Source organism: Rhodococcus sp. PAE-6 (genome assembly GCF_025290685.1).
In the GTDB taxonomy this organism is placed as follows: domain Bacteria; phylum Actinomycetota; class Actinomycetes; order Mycobacteriales; family Mycobacteriaceae; genus Rhodococcus; species Rhodococcus pyridinivorans.
Genome location: NZ_JAOCLZ010000005.1, coordinates 47,548 through 60,355, shown reverse-complemented (window position 1 = coordinate 60,355; position 12,808 = coordinate 47,548). Strand labels below are relative to the sequence as shown.

Sequence of the window (12,808 nt, the reverse complement as noted above, 5' to 3'; positions counted from 1 at the left end):
AGCACCTCCTGTAGAACGAACGAGACCGACCTTGTGCGCGATTTCCCACCGGACTTCGCACACAACGTCGGTCTCGTTCCGTAGCTTCGGCCTTTGTGAAGATCCGACCTATGTTCGGACGCGCTCCGCGCACCACTCCACCAGCGCCGCCGCGAGGTCGTCGCGGGCGGACAGCTGTGGCGCATGGTCGGACTCGAGCGACACGACCTGCGCACCCGGGGTGAGGCGTTGCATCCCCCGTTGGGTGACGAGGGGAACCGAACGATCCAGTGTCGCTTCGACGTACAGGCGTGGCAGGCGCCCGAATCGTTCCGGTGTCCAGCTGGGCGCCATGAGCCGGGTGGTCTCGAGTTGCGGCACGAGTCGGCGCGCGGCACCGATCGCGTCGGCCGAATCCGCCTCGTGGAAGAACACCGCCGCACCGGCCTCCGGGGGCACGATCGTCCCGCGACCGTCCTCGGTGGGTTCGAGCCATCGCGAGATGCCCACCGGCGATTCGAGACCGATTCCGTCGCAGAGCATCCCGAAGTCGACCCCGGACGGAAGCATCATCCCCGCCACATAGGCGACCCCGGTGACACGCTCGGGTAGCATCTCCGCGACCTGCGTGACGACGATGCCGCCACCGGAATGGCCGACGAGGATCACCGGACCGTCGAGTCCGGCAACGTGGTCGGCCACGACCGCGGCGACGTCGTCGAGCGTCACGTCGTCGGCACCCCACGATCCGACACCGGGAAGCTCGAGCGGATGTGGGACGTGCCCGGCCCGACGGAGCGGTTCGAGCAGTGTGTCCCACACCCAACTTCCGGCCCACGCGCCGTGCACGAGCACGACATGACTCACTCGCGGTTCTCCCCCGTCGCCGCCAGCACCCGGGCGGCTTCCCGCACAGCAGCGGTGTTGGCCTTGCCGTGCCGCGACCCGGCGAGCTTCGCTTTGATGTGATCGCGGATCAGGATGGGTTCATAGGGTTCCGGGCCCGCATATTCGGGCAACGTGGAGACCACCGCGTCGACGTTGCCGTCGTGGAAGAACGCCACCGAACGACGGCGCCGGATCCTGCCGTCGACGATCGGCGGCTTGACGCGGTGCAGCGTCGACATCCACCGGTCGTCGGTGATGCGGGCGGTGAGATCGCCGAGATTGACCAGCAGGGCGCCGGGCAGCGGTTCGACGTCGTGCCAGATGCCGTCGGAACCGAGCACCTGCAGGCCCGCAACCCGGTCTGCCCACAGCACGGTGACGATCCCGAAATCGGTGTGCTCGCCCATGCCGGTGAGGTCGCCGTCGAGGTCGACGGTGCCCTCGGGCAGCGCGTAGTTGTTCATACGCAGCACGTCGATCGAGTGGTCGGTGAGCCGTTCGAAGTAGTCGGGGGCCTGCCCGAGTGCGTCGGCGAAGATCCGGGTGAGGGTCCGCGCGACCCGCGAGGCCTCGGTGAAATAGGTCTGCACGCGGCCCTCGAAGCCGGGGACGTCGGGCCAGACGTTGATTCCGTAGTCGTCCTCCGACAGGTCCAGGTGGGGGAACGACCGGGCCTCCACGCCGACGTTGTAGGCCTCGAAGAAATCGTTCATACGGCTGGCGGATTCGACGCCGAGGCTCAGGCTCAGCGACTCGCTCTTCGGCGGGCTGTACCCGCGGTTCGCGCCGACCACCCGGTACTGCTGCTTGTCGTCCATCGGCAGACCGAAGAAGTCGTCGAGGGCACCGGCGAGACCGTCGACCACCGGATCGGGGATGCCGTGTCCGAGAATCTGAACGAATCCCACACGGCTGCAGGCTTCGTCGATCTCACGGGCGACACGAGCGCGTTCGGCATTGTCGCCGGCCCGGACGTACGGGCCGATGTCGACGGCAGGAACGACGAAGGCGTCAGACGGCGACTGGTTCATGGGCAACTCCGTGGGGAGAGGTGGTGCCGGCCGAGGTGACGGGGGCCGGTGTGCCGGACCGGGACGCGCGAGCCAGTGTCCCGAGACGAGTGTGGTTGAACAGCAGGTTCAACGAGAACGCCGCGATCGCGGCGAGGGTGATGCCGCTGCCGAGCAGGATCTGCGCCGCGGACGGGAAGCGCTCGAACATGCCCTCGGCGAGTTCGGGCAGCAGACCCACACCCACCGCGACGGCGGCGATCGTGGAGTTGATGCGGTCGGACAGGTCCACCGAGCGCAGCGTGTTGATGCCCACCAGGGCGACGGTGGCGAACAGGATCAGGCCGACACCGCCGACCACCGGCTTCGGTAGCGCCGCGACCACCGAGCTCACCTTGGGCAACGCCCCGAGGACCACGAGGATCGCACCCGACGTGGCGGTGACGTAGCGGCTGTAGACCCGGGTGGTGGCGACCGCACCGACGTTCTGGGTGAAGACGGTGTCGACGAAGGCGTTGAAGACACCCGCGAGCACAGCGGACGCTCCGTCGCCGGCGAGTCCGCGGGCGATGTCGCCCTTGCTGACGCGCTTACCGGTGATCTCGGCGACGGCGAGCATGCTCGCGGTGGATTCGGCGAAGACCACGGCCATGACGATGCTCATGGCGACGACTGCGGTGATGGGGAATTCCGGTGCACCGAAGTGGAAGGGGGCGGGCAGACCCACCCACGACGAGCCGGCCACGCCGCCGAGGTCGATCAGGCCGAGCGGAACCGCGACGACCGTGCCGATGGCAAGGGCGATCAACACCCCGAGCTGCGCCCAGATGCCGCGACCGAGGCACAGGAAGGCGACGGCGACGACGATCACGAGCACGGCCAGGGCGATGTTGGTGGGCGAGGCGAAGGTGGGCGACGACGGGTCGGTGCCGACGATCAGCCCGCCTGCCACGCCGATGAGTGAGATCCCGACGACGGTGAGGACGGCACCGGTGACGAGCGGCGGGAAGAACCGGATGATCCTGGCGAAGGGCCAGGCCAGGGCGAGACCGACGATGCCGCCGATCAGCATGGAGCCGTAGACGGCCTGCAGGCCGTATTCCTTCGCGATGAGGATCATCGGCGTCAGGCCGGCGAAGGTCGCACCGCAGACGATGGGCAGGCGGACGCCGACGAGTTTGCCGACGCCGAGGCTCTGGACGATGGTGATCAGGCCGGCGATCAGCAGGTCGGCGCTGATGAGCATCGCGATGGTGTCGCGGTCGAGTCCGACGGCCGCGCCGAAGACCAACGGGACGGTGATGCATCCGGTGTACATGATCAGGACATGCTGGAGGCCGAACGCGAACTGCCGGAGGAACGGTAGTCGCGCGTCGACGGGGTGCGGTGAGGTCATGTGATCGCTCCCATTTCGGATGCAGTGCTGTATACGGTGCCGGATACAGCTTGGGGGCCGAAGTTTTCGGGCTCGAGTCATCGTGTTTCGCGCGGGTAAGAAACCGCTCACCGCACCCGCATCGGAGCTAGGTCAGTCGTCCGTTCACGCGCAGACGGGCGATGCCACCGTCGGGATAGACGTCGAGCCGCACGAACTCCACCGGCGTCGGCGAATCGACGCGGAAACGGTGCCGGCAGTCCGGCAGCAGTGCGGTCCGCGGGACGAGTTCGACCCAGGACGATTCGTCGGACATCGCGTCCCCGCTGGGGATTCCGCTCAGGCGCGCCGCTCCCGGTGCGTTGCCGACGAAATAGGAGGTGTCGACCTCGACGTGGTCGACGCATCCCTGCCCGGTGAGACGGATCACCACGTAGTCGTTGCCGTCGTCGCGGCGCCGGGCGTTCTCCCAGCCCTCCCCCATGTGCCGCGAGCGACCGAGGCCGATGATGTTGCGCGGCGACGAATAGAAGCGGTTCGAGCACGCGACGACGTCGCCACCGTTCTCGAGGGCCGCGAGATCGATCGTGCCCGTGAGGAAGGCCGGGTCCGGGCGTGCATATCCGTGCACCCGGAAGCGGGCCACACCGCCGTCAGGAAAGATGTTCAGGCGCAGGTGCGTCCAGCGCCGGTCGTCTTCCACCGCGAAGGCGTTCGCGGTGTCGCCCTTCAGGGCCACGCGCTCGAGGACCGGTTCCCACGGCGCGTCCAGCAACTCCTGATCGGTCGGGTAGCCGTCGAGGTTCACCCCGTCGACGGACGCGAAGGGCGGGTAGTTGCCCGTGAACCAGGCGGTGTCGATCACGACACCCTCGACGACACCGGGAACGCCTAGCCGGACCACCGCGAAGTCGTGCCCGGGTTCGCGGCGACGCCGGGTCTCCCACCCGTCGTAGACCTTTCCCTTGTGCCCGAACTCGGACGGATCGAAATCGGGTACGCCCGGCGAGATCAGGTTCTCGCGACTCGCGAAGAACTCGTCGTTCGCATAGACGACGGCCCCGCCCAGCGATCGCGCGGCGAGATCGGGCAGTTGCAGGAAATCTGCTTCGGTCAACGGTTTTCCTTTCGGGAGAGCAGCGCACCACGCGGTGCGGGGTCGGTGGCGCCGAGGGTGACCGTGAGCGGTTCACCGGCGAGCCAGGTCTGCCGCACGACCCCGGCGAGCGCGCGTTCGGCGTAGGGCGTCACCGCGTTGCGGTGGTGCAGCCGCTCCGGGAAGACCACGAACGCGTCGTCGGGTGCGAAGACACACAGGTCGGCACTGTTGCCCACGGCGATGGCACCGCGGTCGGCCAGTTCCACGAGATCTGCGCTGCGACCGGCCATCCAGCGCACCACGTCGACGAGTGTGTGCCCGCGCTTGCGCGCCTCCGACCACACGATGGGCAGTCCGAGTTGCAGCGACGAGATTCCGCCCCACGCCTCGCCGAAGTCGCCGGTGACGAACTTCTTCAACTCCGGCAGGCACGGCGAGTGATCGGAGACGATGCAGTCGAGTGTGCCGTCGGCCAGGCCGCGCCACAGCGCTTCCCGGTTACGGGCCTCGCGGATCGGCGGGCAGCACTTGAAATGTGTGGAGCCGTCGAGTATCTCCTCGCTGAACAACGACAGATAGTGTGGGCAGGTCTCCGCGGTGACGTGTAGCCCCTCGGCCTTCGCCGCGGCGACGAGCGGAAGGCTTCCCGCATCCGACAGGTGCAGGATGTGCACGCGGCATCCGGTCTGCCGCGCGCCGTCGATCACCTGGGCGACAGCGCGGGACTCGGCGACCGGTGGTCGCGAGTACAGGAAGTCGTCGTACCGGCGTCCGGCCGGCGGGTCCTGAGCGTCGAGGGTCGGCTCGTCCTCGGCGTGCACGATGAGCAGGCCGCCGAAGCCGGCGATCACGCGCATCGCCTCGATCATCTGCTCCCGGTCCAGCGGTGGGTACTCGTCGAGACCCGAATACGCGAGGAAGCACTTGAAGCCGTACACCCCTGCGTCCCACAGCGGTTCGAGCTCGGCGAGGTTTCCGGGGATCGCGCCGCCCCAGAATCCGACGTCGACGGTGACCTGCTCGGCCGCGACCTTCTGCTTCACCTCGAGGGCCGCCACGTCGACGGTGGACGGGATGGAGTTGAGGGGCATGTCGACGATCGTCGTCACTCCCCCGGCCGCGGCGGCACGAGTGGCCGTCGCGAAGCCCTCCCATTCGGTGCGGCCAGGTTCGTTGACGTGGACGTGCGTGTCCACCAGGCCGGGGAGCAGCACCTCGTCGTCGGCGAGGACGATCTCCCGCGCACCGGCCGGAGCGGCACCGTCGTACTCCTCGATCGTGACGATGCGGCCGTCGCGCACATGGACGGCGCAGCTGCGTTCCTCGTCCCCCACCACGGCGCGTCGCGCGCGGATCACGGTGGTCATCGCGTCACCGCCGTCGGTCGACCCGCAAGCCGGGCCAGGTGGTCGAGATTCGTGCCGGTGCGATCGCATACTTCCTTCTCGGTGAGGGCTCCGCAACTCGCTCCCCGCAGGAGGAAGGCGGCGAGAGCACGGGCGGTGGCGGGTTCGTCGAGATATCCCGACGACAGGGCCGGGTCGATGTAGGCCGCGATGCGTCCCGCGGCGGTGGACAGCGACCGGCGGTAGAACGCGAAGGTCGCGGCGTAGCGGGTGGGCAGTTGCGCCGGATGCAGGTCCCATCCCTGGTAGAAGCCGCGGCGCAGCGACCGGTCGATCAGGTGGGCGTGCAGCCCCCATGCCGCGCGGATCTCGTCGCGGGTGCCGACGGGAAGGCGGTTGGTGGAGCCGTCGGACAACCGCACCCCCGTGCCCGCTGCCGCAACCTGCATCGTGGCCTTGGCGTGGTCGGCGACGGGGTGGTCCATCGCCTGGTACTCGGCGGCGATGTCGCACGCGGCCGAGTAGTCGTAGGTGCCGTAGTGCAGTCCCGAACAGCGGCCCCGGGCCGCTCGGATCATGGTGGCGACGGCAGCGGTGCCATCGGGTCCGCAGATCGCCTGCGGCGTCTCGATCTGGATCTCGAACCGCAGGGGCGCGGCGAGCGGGTAGGTGGACTCGAGATGCTCGCAGACGGTCACCATAGCGGCGACCTGTTCGGGCGCGGTGACCTTGGGCAGCGTGACGACGAATCCGTCGGGGAGAGAGCACTTTCCGGTCAGTTCGGCGACGAAGGAGTCGAGCGTGCGCAGTCCGCGGCGCCGGGTGGCGGCCTCGAAGGACTTGAACCGGATGCCGACGAAGGGTGTCGCGGTGGGATCGGTCGCGAGCGCGGCGGCGGCGCGGGCGACGTGGGCGTCCTCGTCGGCGTCACGTTCGTGCTCCGGAATGCCGGGGCGGGTGAACCCGTCCTCGAAGTCGATGCGCAGATCCTCGATCGGTTCGGTGTGCAGTTTGGCCTCCACGAGCGGGAGGACCGTCTCGGCCAGTTCGGGTTCGATGCCGGTGACCGCGGCGAGGTCCGCGGGACCGTCGATGTGGGTGTCGAGGACGTCGAGCGCGTCGGCTCCCCACCCCGCCACGATCCCGGCATCGTAGCAGTCGGCCGGGACGTAGACGGTGTGTACCGGTTGGCGGGCACCGTCGGTCCCGGGATAGGTCGCGGCGTAGGCCGCGTCGGTGTCCGCGAGCTGCGCGTCGAGCGCAGCCGCAAGCCTGTGCAATCCTGTCGGCACCCGAACTCCTGTCCTGTATCCACGGCTGTATACGTCGCGGTGCGCCGACGTTATCGGCGCCAGGTCATGTGTTCGGTTAACTGCGGTTACGGGCCCGTTACACATCTGCCGGGGCGGTGTTCGTCCTCGGCTGAACCCGGTCCGATGCCGCCGGATCGACGGCACAATGGTCGGCATGGAGCCGGAGCAGGGTCGCGTGATCGATTTCGCCACTGCCGCGAAGGCGGCACGTGTGACTGCCGCGAACGCGGCACGTGCGACCGCCGCGAACGCGGCACGGACTCCCGGGCGGGGAGCCGACAGCACCGAGCCCCGTCTGCTCCGTCAGATCTACGGCGAGATCCTGCGCGACGAGCGTCGCGATCAGGACCGAAGCCTCGAGGACGTCGCCCGCACGGTCGGGATGTCGAAGCAGTACCTGTCGGAGGTCGAACGTGGGCGCAAGGAGGCCTCCTCCGAGATGCTGCGGTCCGTGTGCGATGCGCTGGAACTTCCGATGGATCAACTGCTCGCGCGCGGGATCCGCCGGATGACCGCGCACCGCACACTCCGAACCACGGGTCACGCGGGCGTCGAGTTGTGCGCGGCATGACGGTGCGACCACATGACAGCGTGACAGGTCATCCGTCCCGGTCGACGACGACGTGATCGGCGAGGCCGTAGGCCACCGCCTCGGTCGGCGAGAAGATCCGGTCCCGGTCGGTGTCGCGACGCAGTTGTTCGATGTTGCGTCCGGTGTGCGCGGCCAGGATCTCCTCGGTCTGGGCCCGTACCCTCATCACCTCCGCCGCCTGCAGGGCCAGATCCGAGATGGTGCCCTGCCCCTGCGCCGACGGCTGGTGCAGCAGCACCCGCGAATGGGCGAGCACGTGCCGGCGACCGGGGGCTCCGGCCGCGAGCAGCACGGCAGCCGCCGACGCGGCCTGCCCCATGCAGTAGGTCGCGACCTTCGGGCGCAGGAATTGCATGGTGTCGTAGATCGCGAGCATCGCGGTGGACGATCCGCCGGGCGAGTTGATGTAGAGCCCGATCTCCCGATCGGGGGATTCGGCCTCGAGGTGCAACATCTGAGCCATGACGACGTTGGCGACCCCGTCGTCGATCTCGGTGCCGAGGAAGACGATGCGTTCGTTGAGCAACCGGCTGAAGACGTCGAACGACCGCTCCCCCGCCGGTGTGCGTTCGATGACGTTGGGGATCGTGTAGGTGCTCATCGTCCCAGTCCCATCTGCCGTCCTGCGGCGAACGGCGCCAGTTCGGCGAGCGACCCGACGACGGTGTCGACGATGCCGTACTCGCGCGCCTGTTCGGCGGTGAACCACCGGTCGCGGTCGCTGTCGCGTTCGATCTCCTCGAGTGAATGCCCGGTGGCGTCCGAGAGGATCTGCTGCGACTGCAGTTTCATGTATTCGAGATTCTCGGCCTGGATCGCGATGTCGACGGCCGTCCCCGAGAATCCGGCCGACGGTTGGTGCATCATGATCCGGCTGTGGGCAAGGCTCGCGCGTTTGCCCTTGGTGCCCGCCGCGAGCAAGACCTGCCCCATACTGGCGGCGAATCCCGCTGCCACGGTGACGATGTCGTTGGGAACGAGTTGCATCGTGTCGTAGATGGCGAGGCCGGCGAAGACGGATCCGCCGGGTGAGTTGATGTGCAGGACGATGTCGCGCCGGTCGTCGGCGGAGGCGAGCAGGACGAGTTCCGAGCAGACGCGCTCGGCCATCTCGTCGTCCACCTCTCCGGTCAGTCGCAGGATGCGCTGACGGAAGAGTCTGTCGGCCAGTTGGTCCCGGTACGAGAGTGGTTCGGTGGTCGTCATGCAGCCAGCCTGACCCCCGGCGGGCACGAACCGGCGGTTCGTCTGCTCACGGCAGACGGACCGGTCGTTCCGGCAGATCAGTCCCCCGCGGACCGGAAGGCGCTGATCACCGCTGCGACGAGGACGGCCAGCAGAAGGAGCACGAGCAGGACCGGCCCGAGCAGCAGCACCAGCGTGATCACGACGGCCAGGCCGATCTTCGCCTTGGTGCTGAGTCCGGAAATCAGCCCGCCCAGCGCGGCGAGGGCCGGATTGCGACCCTCCAGCGCGGCTCGGATGCCGGCGAGGACCGCCTGCAATCCCACGCCGCCGCTGGTGACCTCGCCGAGGAGCGAGTCCACCCATCCGCGGATCTTCCGGATCAGTCTCGCCCCGAGTCCCCGGAGTTCGGCCAGTGCGCTGCGGACACCGGCCCGCAGCGCATCCTTCAACCTCTCGAGGAGCGATGTGGGTTCCGGCTGTGCCTGCTCGGGTCGGGTCTGCTCGGATCGTGTCCGCTCACGTCCGGGGCGGGTGGGTTTCCCTGCCCGGGCGTCGTTCGCCGGCGGACGCGGTCGTCGTCTCTCCTTCGGAGGCGCCGGCTTCACACGAGAGCGGGGCGTGGCGTCCGAACGGGTCGATGTCCGAGTGGTCGATCGGGATGAGGTTCGGGTCGAGGTGCGCCGCGAGCCGGTTCCGGGGTCGCGGTCCCGACGCCGTGCAGCGGGTTCGGGTTCGCGGGTGCGACGCCGCGCGGTGGGCTCGGGCTCGCGAGGTCGACGGCTGCGCGTCCGCACAGGCTCGACGGGAGTCTCCGTCTCCGTGGCCCTCGCGCGCGTCGCGGTCGGCCGCCGCGCCGGACGGGAGGTTCGGCGGGCTTCGTTCTGCCGAGCACTCATACCACTCGCCTTCTCTCGTGGACGAGCACGGTGCCTCTCAGTGAACGCCGGATTCCGGGTCCGGTCAACGGCAGACGGAGCGTTCAGCCGGTACGGAAAAGGGGTGGACCCTGTTCAAGATCGGTAACGGCTCTTGGAAGAATGGTCATCGCCCTCACAGCACACGGGGAGGTGTGCGCATCATCGTTCGCGATGGGGAGTGCGCGCGCGACGTAATCCGAAGGAGCACCGACAGACGTGACCGAGCAATTCAGTTTCGAAACACTCACGCCCACGGCATTTCTCGACCGCTCGGCCCGGGTCTTCCGTGACGACCTCGCAGTGGTGGACGGCGACATCCGTCGCACCTATGCCGAATTGCGCGATCGGTGCCTGCGACAGTCGGGCATGCTGCACGCTCTCGGTGTCGAGCCCGGCGACCGTGTCGCAGTACTCGCGCCGAACACCTCGCTGATGCTCGAGGCGCACTACGGTGTGCTCTACGCGGGCGCCGTGCTCGTCTCGCTCAACACGCGCCTCACCGCGCCGGAACTGCGGTTCATTCTCGAGCACTCGGGCAGCCGGGTCCTGCTCGTCGAGGAGTCGCTGGCCGACCTGGCCCGCGAGGCCACGGCCGATCTGCCGTCGATCACGGTCGTCGGCGACGACTACGAGGACAAGCTCGCCGCCGCCCGTCATCGGTGCGTGCCGCTCGCCGACGAGCGCACCATGATCGCCCTGAACTACACGTCCGGCACGACGGGTGATCCGAAGGGCGTGATGTACCACGCGCGCGGCGCCTACCTGCAGGCCCTGGCGATGGTCGCGCACTTCGGGCTCGACAGCGGATCCACCTATCTGTGGACGCTGCCTATGTTCCACTGCAACGGCTGGACGTTCACCTGGGCCGTCACAGCGGCCGGTGGCACGCACGTGTGCCTGCCCAAGGTCGACCCCGAGCGGATCTGGGATCTCGTGCGCACCGAGAACGTCACGCACCTGTGCGGCGCGCCGACCGTTCTCGCGTCGCTGGTCGACGCCCCGAATGCGGGCGGCATCGACCATCGTGTCGTCGCGGCGATCGGTGGCGCACCGCCGGCGCCCGCCCTCATCGAGCGGTGCACCGCGCTCGGACTCGACATCACGCACCTGTACGGGCTCACCGAGACGTACGGCCCGGCGGCGATCTGCGAGTGGCGTTCGGAATGGGACGTCCTCCCCGAGGACGAGAAGGCACGGCTGCGCTCGCGGCAGGGCGTGGGCAACGTCGTGGCCGGCGAACTCCGCATCGTCGACCCGATGGGATCCGACGTTCCCGCCGACGGTGAGACGACCGGTGAGATCGCGCTGCGCGGCAACAACGTGATGCTCGGTTACTACAACAACCCGGACGCGACCGCCCGCGCCGTGCCGGACGGCTGGTTCCGCACCGGCGACATCGGCGTCATGCATCCGGACGGCTACATCGAGATCCGCGACCGCGCGAAGGACGTCATCATCTCCGGTGGCGAGAACATCTCGTCCGTCGAGGTCGAAGCGGCGCTCATCAGCCATCCGGCCGTTCTCGAGGCCGCCGTCGTCGCGGCGCCGAGCGAGAAGTGGGGCGAACGTCCCGTCGCCTACGTGGCACTGCGCAGCGGCGCGAGTGCCGACGAAGCGGAACTGCGCGCGCATGTGCGTTCGCAGCTCGCCGGTTTCAAGGTTCCCGACAGCATCGTCTTCGGTGCCCTGCCGAAGACCGCCTCGGGCAAGATCCGCAAGGTCGAACTGCGCGAGCGTCTCTGAGCACCGGCCGGGGCGGTTCCCGACGTCACCTCTCGTCGAGAACCGTCCCGGCCCGCTCGGGCAGCGTGAATGCCGCGACCGCGGCGACGACGAACGATGCCGCGAACGCACCGAAGACGAGACCGTTGCCGCCGGCGCCCAGCAGCACCGGCACCAGCAGCGGCGCGATGATCGACGCGAGCCGCCCGAAGGCCGCCGCCGAACCGGTGCCCGCGCCCCGCACCGGCGTGGGATACAGCTCGGGTCCGATCGCGTACAGGGCACCCCACGCGCCCAGGTTGAAGAACGACAGCGCCATGCCCGCCGCGACGATCGTCGACGGAGTCTCGGCGAGCCCGAACAGCCCCGCCGAGACTGCCGATCCGGCGAGGAAGACCCCCAGAGTCAGGCGACGTCCCCACACCTCGATCAGCCACGCCGCGACGCCGTAGCCCGGTAGCTGGGCGAGCGTGATGAGCAGCGTGTAGCCGAACGAGGTGACCAGGTCGAAGCCCTGCGCGACGAGCAGGCTCGGCAGCCAGATGAACGCGCCGTAGTACGAGAAGTTGATGCCGAACCACACGATCCACAGCGCCGCGGTGCGGCGGCGTAGGTTCGGCGCCCATACCGATCCCCGGGGTACACGCTCGACTTCGGCGACAGGTCGGCCGGGTTGTTCGTCATCGTCCGGCACGGAGGTGACCCCGGCCGAACGCTCGTAGTCGCGCACGATCGCCTCGGCTTCCGCGTGCCGTCCGCGACTCTCGAGATAGCGCACCGATTCGGGTAGGCCGAACCGGACGACGAGGGCGTAGGCAGCCGGGACGAGCCCGACGGCGAGCGCCCACCGCCACCCGTTGTCGCCGGCAGGAACGACGAGATAACCGACGAGAGCGGCCAGGAGCCAGCCGACCGCCCAGAACGCCTCGAGGGCCACGACCACGCGTCCTCGCACCTTGCGGGGCGCGAACTCACTGACCAGCGTCGACGCGACCGGCAGTTCGGCGCCGAGACCGAGTCCGACGACGAACCGCAGGACGATGAGCATCGCCACCGAGGTCGACAGCGCCGCCGCGCCGGTCGCGAGACCGTAGACGAGCAGCGTCGCGGCGAAGACCTGCCGGCGTCCGATGCGGTCGGCGAGCAGACCACCGAGGGAGGCACCGATCGCCATGCCGACGAAGCCGATGGATCCGATCCACGAGAGCTGCGTCGACGACAGATCCCACTGCACGGCCAGGGCTGCCATGACGAACGAGATCAACCCGACGTCCATGGCGTCGAGGGCCCAGCCCACGCCGGAGCCGGTCAGCAGGCGGCGATGTCTGCCGGTGAACGGCAGGTCGTCGAGCCGCTGGGTGCGAGTGGTCATGCACCGA

11 protein-coding genes and 1 pseudogene are annotated in these 12,808 nt (G+C 68.7%); 2 read left to right on the top strand and 10 right to left on the bottom strand.

Features of this window, described 5'->3' with window-relative positions:
• Positions 1-108: 108 nt before the first annotated feature.
• The 6 genes from NVV99_RS12565 to NVV99_RS12540 all read right to left on the bottom strand — a co-directional run bounded on the left by NVV99_RS12565 (position 109) and on the right by NVV99_RS12540 (position 6,989).
• Positions 109-846 (bottom strand): alpha/beta fold hydrolase, encoded by a 738-nt coding sequence (locus NVV99_RS12565; RefSeq protein ID WP_006550613.1) that lies wholly within the window; start codon positions 844-846, stop codon positions 109-111.
• Positions 843-1,898 (bottom strand): isopenicillin N synthase family oxygenase, encoded by a 1,056-nt coding sequence (locus tag NVV99_RS12560; RefSeq protein WP_024103388.1) that lies wholly within the window; start codon positions 1,896-1,898, stop codon positions 843-845. The genes NVV99_RS12565 and NVV99_RS12560 overlap by 4 nt, the downstream gene beginning before the upstream one ends.
• Positions 1,879-3,273 carry a uracil-xanthine permease family protein gene (locus NVV99_RS12555; protein ID WP_024103387.1) on the bottom strand — a complete coding sequence of 465 codons (1,395 nt, stop codon included), beginning with the start codon at positions 3,271-3,273 and terminating at the stop codon, positions 1,879-1,881. Before NVV99_RS12555 ends, NVV99_RS12560 begins: the two co-directional genes overlap by 20 nt.
• A 127-nt stretch (positions 3,274-3,400) precedes the next feature.
• Positions 3,401-4,369, bottom strand: coding sequence for an allantoicase (alc, locus tag NVV99_RS12550; protein WP_024103386.1), 969 nt, complete (start codon positions 4,367-4,369; stop codon positions 3,401-3,403).
• Positions 4,366-5,718, bottom strand: coding sequence for an allantoinase AllB (gene allB / locus NVV99_RS12545; RefSeq protein ID WP_024103385.1), 1,353 nt, complete (start codon positions 5,716-5,718; stop codon positions 4,366-4,368). Before allB ends, alc begins: the two co-directional genes overlap by 4 nt.
• On the bottom strand, positions 5,715-6,989 hold the full coding sequence (locus NVV99_RS12540; RefSeq protein ID WP_024103384.1) for an aldolase: 1,275 nt from the start codon (positions 6,987-6,989) through the stop codon (positions 5,715-5,717). The genes allB and NVV99_RS12540 overlap by 4 nt, the downstream gene beginning before the upstream one ends.
• 166 nt (positions 6,990-7,155) lie before the next feature.
• Between NVV99_RS12540 and NVV99_RS12535 the strand changes: the two genes are divergently transcribed.
• Positions 7,156-7,581 (top strand): helix-turn-helix domain-containing protein, encoded by a 426-nt coding sequence (locus tag NVV99_RS12535; RefSeq protein WP_041803584.1) that lies wholly within the window; start codon positions 7,156-7,158, stop codon positions 7,579-7,581.
• A 28-nt stretch (positions 7,582-7,609) separates the two neighbouring features.
• Here the strand turns inward: NVV99_RS12535 and NVV99_RS12530 are convergent, their stop codons facing one another.
• The 3 genes from NVV99_RS12530 to NVV99_RS12520 all read right to left on the bottom strand — a co-directional run bounded on the left by NVV99_RS12530 (position 7,610) and on the right by NVV99_RS12520 (position 9,239).
• Entirely contained in the window at positions 7,610-8,203 is a 594-nt protein-coding gene (locus NVV99_RS12530; protein ID WP_024103382.1) for an ATP-dependent Clp protease proteolytic subunit, read from the bottom strand.
• Positions 8,200-8,808, bottom strand: coding sequence for a ClpP family protease (locus tag NVV99_RS12525; protein WP_024103381.1), 609 nt, complete (start codon positions 8,806-8,808; stop codon positions 8,200-8,202). The genes NVV99_RS12530 and NVV99_RS12525 overlap by 4 nt, the downstream gene beginning before the upstream one ends.
• Before the next feature lie 77 nt (positions 8,809-8,885).
• The gene (locus NVV99_RS12520) at positions 8,886-9,239 is read right to left on the bottom strand and encodes a hypothetical protein (protein ID WP_024103380.1); all 354 of its coding nucleotides are present in this window, start codon (positions 9,237-9,239) and stop codon (positions 8,886-8,888) included.
• A gap of 646 nt (positions 9,240-9,885) precedes the next feature.
• On the opposite strand from NVV99_RS12520, the pseudogene NVV99_RS12515 reads away from it, so the two are divergent.
• A pseudogene (locus NVV99_RS12515) lies at positions 9,886-11,450 on the top strand (acyl--CoA ligase family protein).
• Positions 11,451-11,475: 25 nt separating this feature from the next.
• Here the strand turns inward: NVV99_RS12515 and NVV99_RS12510 are convergent.
• Entirely contained in the window at positions 11,476-12,801 is a 1,326-nt protein-coding gene (locus NVV99_RS12510) for an MFS transporter (RefSeq protein ID WP_024103379.1), read from the bottom strand.
• Between the last annotated feature and the right edge of the window lie 7 nt (positions 12,802-12,808).

Bases quoted from the DNA above. Each gene is read 5' to 3' on its own strand.
- NVV99_RS12560 (WP_024103388.1), bottom strand. From the start codon at position 1,898: ATGAACCAGTCGCCGTCTGACGCCTTCGTCGTTCCTGCCGTCGACATC.
- NVV99_RS12555 (WP_024103387.1), bottom strand. From the start codon at position 3,273: ATGACCTCACCGCACCCCGTCGACGCGCGACTACCGTTCCTCCGGCAG.
- allB (WP_024103385.1), bottom strand. From the start codon at position 5,718: ATGACCACCGTGATCCGCGCGCGACGCGCCGTGGTGGGGGACGAGGAA.
- NVV99_RS12535 (WP_041803584.1), top strand. From the start codon at position 7,156: ATGGTCGGCATGGAGCCGGAGCAGGGTCGCGTGATCGATTTCGCCACT.
- NVV99_RS12530 (WP_024103382.1), bottom strand. From the start codon at position 8,203: ATGAGCACCTACACGATCCCCAACGTCATCGAACGCACACCGGCGGGG.
- NVV99_RS12525 (WP_024103381.1), bottom strand. From the start codon at position 8,808: ATGACGACCACCGAACCACTCTCGTACCGGGACCAACTGGCCGACAGA.
- NVV99_RS12510 (WP_024103379.1), bottom strand. From the start codon at position 12,801: ATGACCACTCGCACCCAGCGGCTCGACGACCTGCCGTTCACCGGCAGA.